Annotated in this window: 10 protein-coding genes and 3 pseudogenes; 5 read left to right on the forward strand and 8 right to left on the reverse strand. The window is 42.4% G+C overall.

Features of this window, described 5'->3' with window-relative positions; all coding sequences use genetic code 11:
* Positions 1–101 precede the first annotated feature (101 nt).
* Positions 102–413, reverse strand: coding sequence for an Mg2+ and Co2+ transporter (locus MD588_RS13695; protein WP_265697919.1), 312 nt, complete (start codon positions 411–413; stop codon positions 102–104).
* 637 nt (positions 414–1,050) lie between these two features.
* Between MD588_RS13695 and MD588_RS13700 the strand changes: the two genes are divergently transcribed.
* Positions 1,051–1,608, forward strand: coding sequence for an HAD family hydrolase (locus MD588_RS13700; RefSeq protein ID WP_265697920.1), 558 nt, complete (start codon positions 1,051–1,053; stop codon positions 1,606–1,608).
* A gap of 4 nt (positions 1,609–1,612) precedes the next feature.
* On the opposite strand, the gene MD588_RS13705 is transcribed toward MD588_RS13700, so the two are convergent.
* The 3 genes from MD588_RS13705 to MD588_RS13715 form a co-directional block, all read right to left on the reverse strand.
* Positions 1,613–2,863 (reverse strand): hypothetical protein, encoded by a 1,251-nt coding sequence (locus tag MD588_RS13705; protein WP_265697921.1) that lies wholly within the window; start codon positions 2,861–2,863, stop codon positions 1,613–1,615.
* Positions 2,864–3,179: 316 nt separating this feature from the next.
* Positions 3,180–5,024: a lipoxygenase family protein gene (locus MD588_RS13710; protein WP_265697923.1), complete on the reverse strand. Its 1,845-nt coding sequence runs from the start codon at positions 5,022–5,024 to the stop codon at positions 3,180–3,182.
* An 851-nt stretch (positions 5,025–5,875) separates the two neighbouring features.
* Positions 5,876–7,591, reverse strand: a complete 1,716-nt coding sequence (locus tag MD588_RS13715) for a monovalent cation:proton antiporter-2 (CPA2) family protein (RefSeq protein ID WP_265697924.1) — start codon at positions 7,589–7,591, stop codon at positions 5,876–5,878.
* 625 nt (positions 7,592–8,216) lie between these two features.
* Here MD588_RS13715 and MD588_RS13720 point away from each other — a divergent pair.
* The gene (locus MD588_RS13720) at positions 8,217–8,660 is read left to right on the forward strand and encodes a hypothetical protein (RefSeq protein ID WP_265697926.1); all 444 of its coding nucleotides are present in this window, start codon (positions 8,217–8,219) and stop codon (positions 8,658–8,660) included.
* A 112-nt stretch (positions 8,661–8,772) separates the two neighbouring features.
* On the opposite strand, the gene MD588_RS13725 is transcribed toward MD588_RS13720, so the two are convergent.
* The 3 genes and pseudogenes from MD588_RS13725 to MD588_RS13735 all read right to left on the reverse strand — a co-directional run.
* Positions 8,773–9,795 (reverse strand): lipase family protein, encoded by a 1,023-nt coding sequence (locus tag MD588_RS13725; protein ID WP_265697927.1) that lies wholly within the window; start codon positions 9,793–9,795, stop codon positions 8,773–8,775.
* 414 nt (positions 9,796–10,209) lie between these two features.
* Positions 10,210–10,593 (reverse strand): annotated as a pseudogene (locus tag MD588_RS13730) (DNA-binding transcriptional regulator YciT); the annotation flags it as partial.
* Positions 10,576–11,177, reverse strand: a pseudogene (locus MD588_RS13735) (pyruvate formate lyase family protein); the annotation flags it as partial. The pseudogenes MD588_RS13730 and MD588_RS13735, both read right to left, overlap by 18 nt.
* Between MD588_RS13735 and MD588_RS26130 the strand changes: the two are divergent.
* Together MD588_RS26130 and MD588_RS13740 are read left to right on the forward strand one after the other, a co-directional pair.
* Positions 11,172–11,250, forward strand: a pseudogene (locus MD588_RS26130) (fructose-6-phosphate aldolase); the annotation flags it as partial. The pseudogenes MD588_RS13735 and MD588_RS26130 overlap by 6 nt on opposite strands.
* A gap of 508 nt (positions 11,251–11,758) precedes the next feature.
* The gene (locus MD588_RS13740) at positions 11,759–12,937 is read left to right on the forward strand and encodes a dicarboxylate/amino acid:cation symporter (protein ID WP_265697928.1); all 1,179 of its coding nucleotides are present in this window, start codon (positions 11,759–11,761) and stop codon (positions 12,935–12,937) included.
* A 96-nt stretch (positions 12,938–13,033) separates the two neighbouring features.
* On the opposite strand, the gene MD588_RS13745 is transcribed toward MD588_RS13740, so the two are convergent.
* Positions 13,034–14,137: a protein kinase family protein gene (locus tag MD588_RS13745; RefSeq protein WP_265697929.1), complete on the reverse strand. Its 1,104-nt coding sequence runs from the start codon at positions 14,135–14,137 to the stop codon at positions 13,034–13,036.
* Between the two features lie 455 nt (positions 14,138–14,592).
* Between MD588_RS13745 and MD588_RS13750 the strand changes: the two genes are divergently transcribed.
* Positions 14,593–16,185: a BCCT family transporter gene (locus MD588_RS13750; protein ID WP_265697930.1), complete on the forward strand. Its 1,593-nt coding sequence runs from the start codon at positions 14,593–14,595 to the stop codon at positions 16,183–16,185.
* The last annotated feature ends 9 nt before the right edge of the window (positions 16,186–16,194 follow it).

The raw sequence follows: 16,194 nt of genomic DNA on the forward strand, positions 1-16,194 counted from the left end.
CCCTATAAAGGTCGTAATAAAGTAGTTTTTGGCTGTTGGCGCAAGCACTTTAAATTTGAATAGTATCCAAACAATAAAGATGTAGGGCAGCATTATTTCTTTCATGACTTAACTCCTCTTAACCACTCTTGAATACGTTGCCAATCCGTAACAATCGACAACACTGCTATGACCCACAGTGGTTTATAAGCCAGCCCCAAAATACATAACCAAAAAATGAGTTTGGCTTGTGGAAGATCTTGCTCTTTGGCTACATGTTTTGGGATTGAGTGTATGTGCCACAGTTTACTCACTACCCAAGATGCAACGATGAGAGTTACTACAACGATGACCCACATAAAAGCAATAGATTCCAATAATCCATATATTGAGGGTAATTGGTCATAAGTTAACGTTGTGGAGTGAATTTTCATTTATTGTCCACCTAAAAATAACAGTTTGAAAAACAGTTCGATTTGGTGGGCATGATATTATTCAATATATTGACGATAAATGTGCTGCTGTTTATTTTTGCAATAAACCACGTTTATAAATGAGATTTGAGTACAGCACATCGAATTAATTCTGCCCAACTAATCTCTAAGGTAATAATGATGCTTCGAGTTAAAGTTGTTTTTTTGCGCTGAAAAGGAATGGGGTATTAAGCTCTTCTGGGGTGATCTAGATACTGCATATTTTGTAAAAATTTCCGCATAAAGCAATTGGACTTCACCGTTAGGGGATGAACGAAAATGTCTAAAATCTTTCAGAGTCAGCATTTAACTTAGAGGTGCCGATTGTCACTCTGTGATACTAGAAGTTATCCGAAGGGTAGATTTCGCAAGGAAAACCTGACACGCATTTGTCCAACTTCGTGCCACCCTCACCTACTAATGCTTGAAGGAAAAAGGCGAGACTTGCCCCATTAATAGTAATCATAAGATTAACGATCAGACCTACAGCCAAATTGATAAATAAAGCTCCGAGAGCTTTGATAGATTATGTGAAAAGACGCTGTTTGTAATTCATATGTGGTACAATAAAAATGCCTATTGAATTTAAGGGATTAGAATGCAATTCGAGCTATCTGACATCAAATTATGTATTTTTGATCTAGACGGTACTCTCGTGAACAGTAACGAGGCAGAAATCCCGTTCTTCTTCACTTCTCTATCGCAGCTGCTTAACGAGAAATTAGACAGTGATATTTCAAATTATCCTCACCGAACATTCAGCTCTGTGCTAAATAATACAGTACCGCTCTCAAAACGAGAGGAGGTGTTTCATCAACTCGATGACATCATGATGAGTTTTGTACAAAAGCAAACTTGGTCTTCTCTTTCAAAAGGAACAGGACTGCTCAACCTGGTCCTGAATTCAAGCATGGAGTACTACATTGTTACGGGGAATTTCAAAACACCTTCTCTTGAAAAAGCTTCAAGAGCAGGTATCGCTCTGCCTTTAGAACATGTCTATTCGACTGGACTTGGAGATGACTCCAAGGCCCAAGTCATTGAAAAGTTGATTGCTCAGAACCAGTGTTTGCCTCATCAAGTCCTGAGTATTGGGGATAGTAGTTACGATGAAGCTATCGCTAAACAATTAGGTTTGCACTTTATTTGGGCTTAATGCTCTAAGTCAACAAACTTTTAAAGTCACCCCCCAGTGCGATATAAAGCCTATCAACAATCTTCTTATACTCGCTTTCGTCTTTCGACATATAGTGAATAAGCTCTTGTGTCAGTAAATAACAATCTTGATTATTACGGAACTTCCATGTGTTTTTTGTGAATTGAAGAAAATCGCCGACTGCTTTCATACTACCAGCGGCTAAAGAGAAGTCTGAAAAATCAAACGAAAAATGACCGAATAGCTTTTTAGCATTATTCCCTCCCTTCATTGCTAATACCCCGGCGATGTCTTTATAAGCATTGTCAAGATTGTTACTGAGCTTTATTTGATCTTCGATGTTGTTAGAAAACCGCAAATCATTGAAGTTATGTAAGACCTCTTCCCTATACCAAGTTACTTTTTCTCTCGCATCTAATGCGCGAACAATGAGCTGCTCTGAGCTTGTCGCACCATCTGCAAGTAGGATATGCAAGGCGCTCGGTATGTCTAGGTGATACTGCTTACCAGTAAGCTTAAGCTGTTGCATTTCATCTTTGGGGTCTTTATTTAGCTCTTTCCGGTAGGTATCCATAAAAGAATAGGCGGTGCTATGGTTAGTCTGTGCTCGGGATGCACAAGGTGTGAAGACTAATTTTAAATCTTCCGAAAGTAATAGATTGTACTTGTTCCTTGCTAGAGCAATAAAATGTACGAGATGTTCCTTACTTACTCCTTGCTTGTTAAAGTTGTGGCGAATAAGTTCGGTAAGATCACTGTCGGCAAGCATCAAGCCGACCATATAACTGATACTGTCATCGTTCAATGACTCTTGAATTTCAGAACTATATCGTGACGCAGATGTATTCGATAACAAGGTATCTGAGAAAATCTCTACCGTGTTGTTAAGCATGTCGTAGTAACCAGGTGGAAAACTGTCTCGAGATGCTTTACCCAATGTGGGGAAGTGATTGAGCCAATCATACTTGAGTTGATCACTAATTCTATTTCGTTGGAGTATTCGCTCATGACCAGATGGGTAGGAGTAACGTTCAATAAGATCCACAGGTAAACCGAGTGAGGCGAGTTTGTCGATAACTTCTATCGTTCCGTTGGTTATTTCCTTTGGCCCTAGAACTGAGACCGCCACTTTGTCACAGAAAATAACTTGGCTTAGAAAGTTGAGTAGGTCAACGACATTTTTCGTGCTTTCTGGTTTATTGCTGATGGCTTTACCAATAGAGTGAAAACTCGTTATATCTCTATAGTGTTTCATACCTACCCCTATAATAACCATGATAAATTCATGGTAATCTGGTTGGTTAAAAAATACTTATGTTTATCGAAGATATGTAACCTAGTTCACTATAAGTGTTGATGAATAGGAATCATCTAAAGCATCAGATCCTGGGGGTATCATAAATCACGATAGCACTTGCCTCATCATGACCATAAATCTTCACGTTAGTCGGGGCCAAAGAGAAATACTATTAATAGTGTGATGATTGGCCCCTTCATAATTGATAGCTGAACATATCAAATAAGAATAAAGAGCGTGAAGGCGAGGCTCCTCCCCTCGCCTTCAGTATGTCTTATATGTTAATACTTGGTGGGATTTTACTCGGCAATAGATAGTTATATTCCTGGCGAGTTTTGTTGCGTATATTAATTGTTTGCTCAATGTCTGCTAACGAGGCCTTGAACTGACTGAGCGGCCCATTTTCTTTTGTAACCCTGGGATCCTCGAACCAGTCCAAATAAGGGAAGTTGTTACTGCGATATTCTCCCAGATGGCGGTAATAAACACCGCCAAGAATTTCCAGCAATGAGAGCTGCTCCAGAGACTGAGTTAACGGTGGCAAAGTCTGCAACCAGGCCTCCTCTGTTTGAACATCAACTGGATTTTCTGCCCAGAAGGCACCGGTAACGGCAGGTGCGAAGCTCATCAAATCACGTTGGGGGAAATTAACAGCGGCGTGCTGAGCACTTGAAGTGAAAATCACCATAGTCAGCACATCCGCGAGCTGCTCACGAGTTGTGATTGGTTTGAAGCCTTTGATGGCGCCTTCTGTCATTAGCGACGTGGTCCATGCCGCTAATTCATAGTCTTCAGTGACATCTGTATCATTTGTGTAGTAAATGTTGATATAGGCTTGGGTCCAGTTTTTGATTGCTTCCCAGATCAAAATCGCATCATCGCGATATGGATAATCAGGCAGGTAATCCATATTGTCGACATTGCGCGCGGCTAAATCATTGGGCAACATGTACTGGTAGAAATCGAGCTGAAGTCGGTCCGTTCCTGCGGCTTTTTGAGTGGCTTCAATTTTCCCGCCAAAGATATTATCAATTGGGCCGCCCGCGGCGATAAGAGAGTTAGCTGCGCTGTTATTAATAAACAGCGTACCTTCAAAGTGCGGAAGCAATAAGATGTTAACAGGGTGAGACTCTGCCAGACAGCGATTGGTTGCAATAGTAAACGCTTCGATAATCAGATGGGTACGGCCAAGGTGGACGAATAATTCATGATAATTCCCATCGGCTACTTGCACCATAGTCATGGCTGCTTGCCACTGCCTGTACTCTGGGGTGTCATCATTCTGCTTAACCGCATAAGTGATAACGGCACTACTCGGATCCTGACCATTTTGAATCGCGACCGGCGTAATATCCTTTCCATCTTTGGGGATAGCGAACAGTGCGATTGGCGCAAAAACTTTCTTTTCAGGCCCTTGGGAATTATCAGCCAGCATCTGCAGTTCATGATAGTCCACAATATAGATCCGCTTTTCAGCCAACGCCTCAGCTAGGGAGTCATTTGGTCCCATTACTTTTTGGTAGCCTGCCTCGCTAACAGGAAAGTTATCGGCCAGACGAGAAACTCCTCTGATCAACATAGGATTTTGCCCGGCGACACGGTATCGCGCAAAACAGTCGTTCTGTTGAAATACCTCTGCGACAGCTGGTAGCGGCAGCTTTTTAAACAGCGCCTTGTAAGCATCCAGTCCGGCCCCTTCACGATATTCTTTAACTTCCTCTCGAACCAATTTCAGATACATCTCGATCAGCGAGTTCAGCATTGCTGTTGTATTGGTGATCAAAGCTAGCTGCTGACCAGGCTTCAGGCTATCGAGTGCATCCGATACTTCAGCCACCCCCTCTTTGATATCTACCAGTTCAGCTGCGTCCTTAACGTTGGCAACAAGGTTTTCCACAATCGGCACTAGAACTTTCAGAACGGTGATCCCCCACGTCAAAGTCGGATAGGCTTCTCGAGGAACCTCTTTTACAAGTGGAACCGGGGCGACATTTGGATTATTCGTGTCCCAGATATAGCTTTTCTGCGTATTAGCCAGCTGTTTTTGGCGTTTATCTTGTTCGCGCTTGCTGTCATTTTGGGGAAGAGATGGTTTTAGGTGTGGAAATAAATTAAACATGAAGAATCCTTTCTAGCGGTACTCGTGTGAATACCTGTTGTATAAAAAGAAGAAGGTACGGTCATGCTGGTAATAAAAAAGAGAGACTCTTTCTCTTCATCGTACTTCAACGAATACAGCCTTAGCCCTTTCTGGGCAATTACTCGATGAGGTATGATAAAAAAAGATAGTCCAATTCCATGAACACACACCAACAAATGCAATAAATTGCATATCGTGTGCACTTAATCAATAAATAGCTGCAACAAGATGTCTAGCTTGCTAGGTATTACTTGAATTTCATCAACGAAAGTGCGGTATACAAACTTTGTAATGATGGGATAAGTGGGTAGTTACATTATCATCAATATAAAGGCCAGAAATCTTATGGGCCTTTACGCTAAAATATTTTATAGCAAACCCGCTATTGCATCTTCGAATATGTCTGTGAAAGGAATATCATCCTCCATATTTATTAATTCCGGGTAGCCAACAACATGCTGATAGGCTGCCTGCACAAGGTATTCAAATAACAGCGGATTGATATTACCTTCTAGTGGAAACGTTTCAGCCTTAATTTACTACATAAGGATTATTTCATCTTCAGTAAACCACTCTTAATCAATTACTCGATTGTCCACATATGATGATTTTTAGAGTAAACAACAAATATGAGGCTTTTCTCTGCTCTACTGCAAATTACATGAAATAGCGCCTTGTTCTACTCATGACGAGACTATAAATAACTTCGTGTAATTACCTATTATTAATAGCCAATAATAGCTAAGGATTAGGCACACCAATAAGTTACTAGAATTAAGCAACTCCCCGATATTCGGTGGTTCAATTCACCATTCAATGATAATCACTTATTAATCTAGCTTCGTTTTCTTTTCCTCCTCCATATTGACCTGTTTGTAGTAGTCTTTCCGAAACTGCTCAAGCGCAATTGCTATTTCCGAACCTTCAACTCCCATATGAAGTAATGCCGCATGGGCAAGCTCTGCGCTGGCCTCGAGAGTCTCTGACACTGTATAGTGTGCACCAAGCGCTCTAAGATCGTGACATTTTGCAAGGTCATGCCCTCTAGCAAAGATAGGAATATCTGGAACGGCAGAATGAAGCGAGGATACAATTTGCTCGGTCACGCCTGGGTCATTAATTGAAATGATTACAAAGGGGGCATCCGTAGCCCCAGCGGCTCTTAGTACTTGGAGGCTTTGTACGTCTCCGAAATACACCGGCTTGCCTTTTGAACGTTCGCGCTCCACAAGAGATTCATCTTTATCGATCGCTAGATAAGGTACTTTCATCAGCTCCATAATATAACCGATTCTATGACCCATTCTTCCGAAACCCGCAATAATAATAGGCTTGATATATTGCTCGTGTTTATCAATATCAACATTTTGCATTGTTGTGATACTTCTAGGCGAAGCCAAAAATACCCGATAAGCTAATTTATCAAGCACCGGGGTTATGAGCATACTCAACAAGACAACAATTAGAAGATGTTGGAATAACGTCTCTTCCAAAACTCCCATGCTTTTCGCTACTGCAAACAATACTAATGCGAATTCACCACTTTGCGCTAGGAGTAAGGCCACCGAAATCGATGCTTTTTTCTTTATTCCGAACAAGCGTGACAAAGGCCAGAGAATAAAAAACTTGATAGTCATTAGCGCAACTGTAAAACTTAAAAGCACCATAGGGTGGTCTAAAAATTGATCAATATTTAAGGACATACCCATTGACATAAAAAACAGTCCAAGCAACAAGCCACGAAAAGGCTGAATCTCTGCGATAATTTGATGACGGTAATATGAGTCAGCAATCAATAAGCCAGCAACAAATGCCCCCATGGCCATCGATAATCCAATACGCTCCATTGCATATGCCGATCCCAATACCAAAAGTAAAGCGGATGCGGTAAATATCTCGGGTGAACCAAACCGGGAAAGCATTTTAAGCAAGGGAGTCAAAATATATCTGGCAAGAACAATAATGAACAAAAGAATGATGAACGCCTCAGCCAATGCTAGGAGAATGTCTTCTACTATTGTTAACTCCGGCTCGGCCATAAATGAAACAAAAACCAAAAGTGGGACAACCGCCAGATCTTGTAACAGTAATATGGCAACAGAGGGCCTTCCATATTCTGATGAGATCATCTTCCTTTCCGTTAATAATTGAAGTACAAAGGCCGTTGAGGAAAGGGCTAGCGCCAATCCTATTAAAAGTGAAGCTTCCCACGAAGAATTAAGTATTTCATGAGCTATTACAGTTATTAAAGCACCTGTTATTAGAACCTGAAGAGTCCCAAGCCCTAATACTAGCCTCCTTATATTCCAAAGACTGGATGGCTTAATTTCTATTCCGATAATAAACAATAGGAGAATCACACCAAACTCAGCGAGTTGAGCAATCTCGTCGTAATCCTGAATATAGCCTAGCCCTGACGGCCCTACGATTGCCCCTGCAACCAAAAAACCTGGTATTGCACCAAAACCTAAGCATTGAAACACAGGGACAGTAATGACTGCCGCAGATAACAGAATGATAATATCAGTCAAATATCCAGTATTCACAGGCAGGTTCTCATCTATTACTAACAGTATTTATTGTCTGAAAAGATGTGAAGCTATCTAAGCTTTGAAATGTAAGTTGTCGTATCTCAAGCTCCACCACAAACACCCTACAAATGCATTATATACCCAGAGGCCATTTCTTATCCTACACTCGCATCAACTAGTAAAGATATAGAGCTAAGAGAGTTCTTTGTCTACGCAGAGAAGCAGTGATGTGGCGGAATAACTCAACACAAAAAAGCTTTCTTAGTTATGAGGACAATCTGACGCAGATCTCATTAAAGAGCCGGGGCTAATGACGGCCTCAAATAGACTCTGAACTGAAGATCAGGCAAACATCACTGATGCGATTTGCCACTGAGTGATTACTTTATGATTCTGCATCGGTTCCACTGCGTGTTTCTTTAGCAACCATCGCGCATCTGAGATCCTATTACACAATCCCACATCATAGATCATTAACTGTTTTTTTATGCTTTGTTGTCGCTAAAATTACCAAGTCCACCTTCAAAGCGCATCTTGAAGACAAACCAGACACCAAGAAGAATATATGTTCCATACTGACAAGAACAAACCAATGCATTTGTCATAAGACTGGCCGTTTTTAAATTAACTAGGACACATCATGAAAAAACGTTTGAGCGTTCTTTTAGCCCTCGCGTTCCCCCTGACACTGGCAGGCTGTTACAACGAGACTCGTAATCTGCCCGATCAACAGCCAGATTACGCCTACGAACTGGACACCTGGCAGGAAAACTCCGAGGTTTATGAATTCACCCCCAAAGCAACCCCGAACCTAGCCTGCGTTATGCTCATGCTAGATAATGGCAAAGATATGGGGTTGTCCTGCATCCCTAAAGGCCCTCAAGGTAAAGCAATCAAGCTGCTGCCACCTGACTTTGCCTATGAGCTGGACACATGGTTAGAGAACTCCGAACTCTACGAATTTACCCCGCGCTCAAACACGACCTATTCGTGCATCATGTATATGCTTGATGCTGGAAACGCAATGGGACTGCGCTGTAATCCCAAGACTGACCAAGCACCACCAGCTCTACCTGCGGAATAACCGCAATACCGCAACAGCCGACAAATAACGTAGATGAAAGCTGTAACAACTCTACTGAAAACTGACATAAATTAAAGGCCCATAAAACTATGGGCCTTTATTCTAAAACGCTTTATAACAAACCGGCTATTGCATCTTCGAATATGTCTGTTAAAGGAATATCATCCTCCATATTCATTAATTCCGGGTAGCCAACAACATGCTGATAGGCTGCCTGCACAAGGTATTCAAATAACAGCGGATTAAAATGACCTTCTAGCGGTGGAGTTTCAGCCTTAATTTGCTTATATTTTTTACCTTTCGTTTCCGCGATCATTCCGCTAATTAAAGCGCGTTGAAATGGAGACGGTAAAACGGGTGGTAGTTCATATGAATATAAAGACTTAAGTTTTTTTAATGACTGCGTATTCCAGGCATAAGTTACAATGTCTAGCGAGTTGGCAATACGAGTACATTGTTCACCAAGACACTCATCAAAGTAATCAGCAAAGTCAGCATTACCGGCAGAAGGACCGGCAAACGGAATCGTCGAGATATCAATGTGTTCAGAGAGTTTGACTCCCTGAATATCCTTCAACCACAAAGCCATCGTGGAAGACAATGCGCCGCCTTTACTGTGACCGGTAACACAAATTTCTGCTTTACCCTCTGAACCTACCTTTTCATTCAAGAACTGCAGAATAGTTTTACCTTCACCGGGGATACCAGATTTTGGCTTCAATTTCTGTAAGGTTTCTAGTCCGTAGCTGGTACTTTTGGATATTTTGAGCTTACGACCTTCAACTGATGCGTAAGACCACGTCTTCATTTTTCTAACCATGAAATCATTAAACAGCCAGTCTGAAATTGATACCGGATTGGTACCGCGAATGGCTATCACGTATTCCCCCTCAGATCCCTTCTTTTGTACGACATACATCATCGCATCATTGAAGATTGTGTAAGGCATGGTATAAACCGCAGGCCCCCAGACGACTTCCCAGTCATCCTCCTGAAAAGGCTTCCACTTTTTCAAAGCTTCGTTCATTTTTTTTAGAATGAGCTCAGCATTTTCTTGTGCCGTACCTGTGTGAGTGATGCCGTAATAACTCATATAGCTGAATGCCAACATGAGTTGTTCTTTTGTATAAGACATAATTCCACCTTTGAATCACATTGGATAAAAATGATGAATAATTATTGCGAGATAAATTAATTTATTTGTGAGTTGTGTATAAAATTCATGCAATTGATAATCTGATAAATTCAGATTAGTCATTAGGATAAATCAATTCAAACAATCACATGTAATCAATATTAGACTTGTTTTTAGGTTTAAAAAACATAGTGTTATTTTTGTGACCTATAGTGATTTAATTATTGAAAATACTGCAACTAGATAGACCATATTCCTATTTGTTGTCCAAAACAGAGGGAAACAACACAGTAATTGGAAGATACTAATAAATAAAGGCCATAAATATCGCATCACATTTACAATACAGAACCTTAAGAAATGATGATCACCATAGAGGTGGTCTTAACTTATTATACCTCTCGTATGTACTCTCTAACTACAGAGCACTTCCACACTTTGGCTTTTCAGGGCGTCGATATCTTGTTTAGGCACAGTATTATCAGTGAGCAATATAGAAATCTCACTCGTTTTGCCAATTAAAGACGGGTAAATCTGCCCAAATTTGCTTGAGTCGGTCAACACGTTATTACGGCGATTTTTTCCAATAATAGTCTCGGATATTTCTGCACGCATCATATCGCGGCTGGTAAATCCCGTATCTTGGTGGTAACCATCAATACCCAGAAAAGCTGTGCTGAAATGGATATTTTGAATGCAAAGTTTTGTTAGCGGACCAACCAGGCTTTCCCCCTGATGTTGGTACACCCCGCCAAGTAAGATGATATTGGCCGAAGAGTTACGAATAAGCATAGACAGCTTCAGCTTATCACCTTCAGAGGCCACCGCAGCAGGTGACAGTTTCTGGTTAAGCAGTACACGCTCAATATTTGGCTAGTCTGGATTTTACCGACTGAATTATACACCGTCGTTGGACCTAAACGGTCGGAACCTGATGACGGGCTGGCTCCTTCGGCAAGTGGCGTCGTCACCTTGCAGTCATCTGGCGTAGCCATCGTCGAAGCACCAAATGGCACATTAGCAGAAATACTCGTTGTACCTGCATAGTAACCGCCACCAACTAGGCCGCGACCATGACGAGTATTGACAAACTGCGCCAGCTCATCGATATACGCTTGGTACGCTTCTGCCAGCAAACTATCCACAGCGTCATCATCGTTACCATATTTCGGTACGAAGTTAATGAGACGCTGGCGAAGCTGTTCATTCTCACTACCGGCAAAATCCTCTTCCAACGCTTTTGCCAACTCTGACTGACTGATTTAAGCATCATCAAATACCAGATGCTTAATCGCCGCCAGACTGTTACCTAAGTTCGCGATCCCCACCTGTAGGCCAGATACCCAATCGTATTTCGCACCACCTTCTTTGACTGTTTTGCCCATCCTGCGGTGCAACCGGCAGTTGAACAGTTTGATAAACACATTTGGCAACAAGCTTTCATTTGAAAGCTAATTTAGCCCTTCATCGACTAGGAGCCATACTTTAGAAAAGATATGGCTCCTCTTTAGCTCCGCCATATATTTCAAATAAGAATAACCTCGATAATGAGACCTTTAGGGTAGAACAGTAGACCCCCTCCCTTGCTAGATTACCACTCGTGACATGATACGCCTCCTACCCCATCACGCATATCTATGCCTTAAACATCTCCATATTTTCCATGAGTGTTAACCAACTTAAGTTGACTCATCAAAACGCTGGTTTGGTGGTGTCCTTTGAGCCTTAGAGAAAGAACCCTAACCTTTTGTCCCTGCTGACGAAGGTCAGCAAAATAAAAACTATCAGCAAACTTTCAAAAAAAATGACAGAGCAGCGCAAAAATGCTAAATAGTACGTACGGTTAAAAACAATACTCCAGAATATCCATATTCTAAAAACATAATGCCAACAAGTGCATATAGATGGGTAATTCAAAATTGCTAGTTTAACCGTTACCAAACACACATCTGGATACAACTTAATGAAATTAATACTGAAATTGATTGCCGGTATCGTTGCCGGTATTTTACTTGGTTTTTTTGCCCCGGATGAAATCATCCGCATACTACTGACAGTTAAATTGCTCGGTGGCCAGCTGATCGGATTTACCATTCCTCTAATCATTCTTTTCTATATCACCAGCGGTATTGCCAGCTTGCCAAAGAATTCAGGTAACCTGCTGGGTAAAACAGTCGCGCTTTCGTACGGCTCTACCGTTATTGCCGGCAGCCTGGCCTTTATCGTTGCCAGTTCGGTGATAGCCGGCATTCCTAGCCCGGATCAAACCACAGCCGATGCAGGTGCTAAACTAACCAGCTTTATCAGTTTGGAAATCCCGCCGATGTTCGGGGTAATGACTGCACTAGCGACAGCCTTCTTATTTGGGCTGGGGATCAGTGTTACTAACAGTGTCCGACTAAAAGAAATTGCCGATGACGGCCGCAGTATCATTGATCTGCTGTTATCAAAAGTAATTATTCCACTACTTCCGTTCTATATTTCTGGCATCTTTGCCGAAATGGCAGCGGAAGGCACGGTATTTACAACCTTAAAAACCTTTGGTGTCGTTCTGGCACTGGCTGTATTTATGCACTGGGTATGGATCACTATCCAATACACAATTACAGGCTTGGCCTTGGGTATGTCTCCGGTGAAACTGATCAAGAACATGCTACCTGCGTATTTCACGGCCATTGGCACCATGTCCTCTGCAGCCACTATCCCCGTCACTTTGCGCCAGACCAAAGGCAACGGTGTTGATGAGTCCATTGCTAACTTCACCATCCCACTGTGTGCAACCATTCATCTGTCAGGTTCCACAATTACCCTAGTGACCTGCTCTACAGCTGTAATGGCACTAAGCCAGCATATTGCCCTGCCATCCTTACTTGAGATGCTGCCTTTTATCATGATGTTGGGCATAACTATGATTGCAGCACCTGGTGCTCCGGGCGGCGGCGTAATGGCAGCTCTGGGACTAATGGCTTCTATGCTTGGCTTCGGTGAAGCCGAGCTGGCTCTGATGATTGCCCTGTATATGGCGCAAGATAGCTTTGGTACCGCATGTAATATCACAGGTGACGGTGCTATCTCACTTTGGGTAAACAAATTTGCCCAAAAGCAGCCTGAATCCGCCAGCTCACCACAGCAAGCGGGTTAATAACCCAAGAAAAAAAGCCACCTTGATAAGGTGGCTTTTTTTACCAAAATTCAGCTAGTTAAATTGAGCCACCACCTGTTCCTAAAACGTTCGTTCTTAGCCCACCTTATTAAGCTGATACTGCTCAGCCTCACTGCGAAGGCTGCTGTACTTTGTGATCAGCTCATTTTTGCCCTTTGTTTCATCACCAAAAAAGAAGGCATCGCTTGAACGCAATAGTTCAAAGTGACTGTTAATCAAACCCAAAACCAAATCAGCTTTCTTTAAAGTATAAGGGCTGCAAGATTGGCCGTGTAAGTCATCAAGCAAGTCGAGTACATTTGAACGAAAGCTTTCAACCAGATATAACTCACGCAAAGAATCCTCACGGGTCAATGCTAACCGCCAACGTTGGTTGATACCCTGCTGCCGAGAAATGACACTTACATCGGCACCAATTTCTATAAGCTGCTGTAGTTTTTCCTGATAGGCCTCCAGTGCACACTGTTTTTCTAGCTTGTAGAGCTCAAACAGCGCTTCTGGACTTAGATTTAACGGATTTTTCAGCAAAAAATCAAAAAAGAAACGGGTTTCAAACCGCTCTATACCATGAAATAACGGCGTACTTCTTCCATTGCTATTAAAGTGTTTTTTAGGATCAAACTGATACATATAACCAAAATCGAACAGCCTTATCTCGTCTTGGTGATTTAGTAAAATATTTCCTGGGCAGAAGTCCCATTCAAACAGTCCCCTCAATTCAAGGTTTACTATGCTCGAGAAAATCTGTTGGAAAACGTTCCGATTCAAGATGGCCAACGGATTACCTTCAACCCATGGCGACAGAATAATACCGTCTCTGAATGAGGCAAATTGAGTATCGACGATATGCTTAAAGCTCCCTGGATAGCCGCGCTTCAGCTCGACCAGATCTCGCCTGCGCTGAACTTCGTTTAAAAATGATGTTTGCCCATCTATATTTTTGACCAAGCAATCCTTTCTTTTTCGCTTCAATGTCCAGTGCTGGCCATCAATTTTCAGGTGATAAACCACTGCGGTTAGCCCAGAATTGAATACCTCCACAACATAACTTGATTCAGCTGTCGTATTTTTAAGCTGCTGCAGCGTTAGCGGCATACCTTGTAAGGTCCCTATTTCGATATTTTGTCCACTTTCGACAAACGCCTGCTGTGCCTGTTGACGCTGCTGTTCCAGGTTCATCCTTGTTTCTCCTTAACATTGCAAAACCACAACGAGCGGAGAATATATAAAGGTCTGTGCCTTACATACTGTGATAAGCGTAATAAATTTCATTTCTAGCACGAAATGATCGTATTGTTGAATGACACGACCACAATAATCTATGACATTGGATATTCAACGAAACACTCAAAATACTTAGAGAACGTTCAATCCCACTCCCCCGCCCTAGACACAACAAGCCACCAAATGATTAGACAACTAACCTTTTTTAGCCTTAAAAACATTCATTTTTATGCATGAATGTGCAGCTTTATTCGGCAAAAACCAGATAAATTTGGTTTTTATTATTACTTTTGTTATCTTCCCTCCGAATTTTTTATTAAGTGCACTAACGTATTTCACTTTAATTGATGACCAATAAACGGTTCAACGCCATTTGAAATACTTAGTGTACTAAGCGATTAAGGAACAAAATGTCACAAGTTAGGGACAAGTACAGTATCGACAATACTGACTATACAGTTGGCCAGGACAACATCCAGAAGTGGGGATTTGACGTTCATAACCCTGTTTTTGGCATCAGTGCCGGACTGATGATATTGTTCATCGTTGCACTCCTTGCAACCGATGCCTCGACAGCCAAATCAGTGCTAGACGGTATCAAATGGCAGATCATTAATAACTTCGATGGTTTGATCATGTGGTCTGGCAATATCTTTTTGATTTTCAGTTTAGTTTTAGTTGCCTCCCCATTTGGTAAGATCCGCATCGGTGGTTCAGACGCAAAACCAGAGCACTCCAATGCTTCTTGGTTTGCAATGCTGTTTGCGGCCGGAATGGGTATTGGCCTAATGTTCTGGGGGGTCGCAGAGCCTGTGGCTTACTACACAGGTTGGTATGAAACCCCGTTGGGTGTCGAAGCATATACCTCTGAGGCCGCTAAGATCGCCTTAGGAGCAACCATGTTCCACTGGGGCCTTCATCCGTGGGCAATGTATGCAATTGTCGCGCTGTCACTCGCTTTTTTTGCCTTTAACAAAGGCCTTCCGCTTTCAATGCGCTCCATTTTTTACCCAATTCTTGGAGACCGCACCTGGGGCTGGTTTGGTCACGTCATTGATATTTTATCGGTTATCGCAACGCTGTTTGGCCTTGCGACCTCACTTGGCCTTGGCGCGCAGCAGGCTGCAAGCGGTATTAGTCATGTGTTTGATATCGATGCAGGTATTGGCTTGCAAATTGGTGTAATTATTTTCGTTACCAGCTTGGCAGTGATCTCTGTTGTTCGCGGTATCGATGGCGGGGTGAAACTCCTCAGTAATGCTAACCTGCTCGTTGCCTTTGCACTGCTTGTATTCGTAACATTGGCTGGATTTGCGATAGCAATGAGTACGCTGCCAACAACGCTTATGGGCTACATTGAGAACATTATCCCACTGAGTAACCCTCATGGCCGTGAAGACGAAACTTGGATGCATGGCTGGACAGTATTTTACTGGGCCTGGTGGATTTCTTGGTCACCATGTGTGGGTATGTTTATTGCGCGTGTATCCAAGGGCCGTACGGTACGTGAGTTCATCATTGCAGTGATCTTCATCCCGACGTTAATTACACTCGTTTGGATGTCTGTATTTGGTGGTATTGCCATTGACCAGGTTGCTAATAAAGTGGGTGAGCTCGGCGCAAACGGCTTAACAGACATCACTCTTGCGATGTTCAATGTTTATGAGGCGTTACCATTAAGCACACTGCTTTCGGTGATCTCGATCATCCTTATCATGGTGTTCTTTATTACCTCTTCAGACTCCGCTTCACTGGTTATCGACAGTATTACTGCGGGCGGTAAAGTCGATGCTCCCGTTCCTCAGCGTATTTTCTGGGCAACCGTTGAAGGGGCAGTTGCTGCTGTTCTGCTTTGGGTTGGTGGTACAGAGGCAATGCAAGCGCTTCAAGCCGGTACAATTTCGACAGCCTTACCATTTACCATCATCTTATTAACGATGTGTGTAAGCTTGCTGATGGGCATGCGAACCGAAATGGCTCACTACAAGTTAGCCTATCGCTAATAGTAAGAT

It is taken from the genome of Photobacterium obscurum, from assembly GCF_026191635.1.
Taxonomy (GTDB): Bacteria; Pseudomonadota; Gammaproteobacteria; order Enterobacterales; family Vibrionaceae; genus Photobacterium; species Photobacterium obscurum.

Coding starts and splice junctions, on each gene's coding strand:
- MD588_RS13695 (WP_265697919.1), bottom strand. CDS start 413: ATGAAAATTCACTCCACAACGTTAACTTATGACCAATTACCCTCAATA.
- MD588_RS13700 (WP_265697920.1), top strand. CDS start 1,051: ATGCAATTCGAGCTATCTGACATCAAATTATGTATTTTTGATCTAGAC.
- MD588_RS13705 (WP_265697921.1), bottom strand. CDS start 2,863: ATGAAACACTATAGAGATATAACGAGTTTTCACTCTATTGGTAAAGCC.
- MD588_RS13710 (WP_265697923.1), bottom strand. CDS start 5,024: ATGTTTAATTTATTTCCACACCTAAAACCATCTCTTCCCCAAAATGAC.
- MD588_RS13720 (WP_265697926.1), top strand. CDS start 8,217: ATGAAAAAACGTTTGAGCGTTCTTTTAGCCCTCGCGTTCCCCCTGACA.
- MD588_RS13725 (WP_265697927.1), bottom strand. CDS start 9,795: ATGTCTTATACAAAAGAACAACTCATGTTGGCATTCAGCTATATGAGT.
- MD588_RS13740 (WP_265697928.1), top strand. CDS start 11,759: ATGAAATTAATACTGAAATTGATTGCCGGTATCGTTGCCGGTATTTTA.
- MD588_RS13745 (WP_265697929.1), bottom strand. CDS start 14,137: ATGAACCTGGAACAGCAGCGTCAACAGGCACAGCAGGCGTTTGTCGAA.
- MD588_RS13750 (WP_265697930.1), top strand. CDS start 14,593: ATGTCACAAGTTAGGGACAAGTACAGTATCGACAATACTGACTATACA.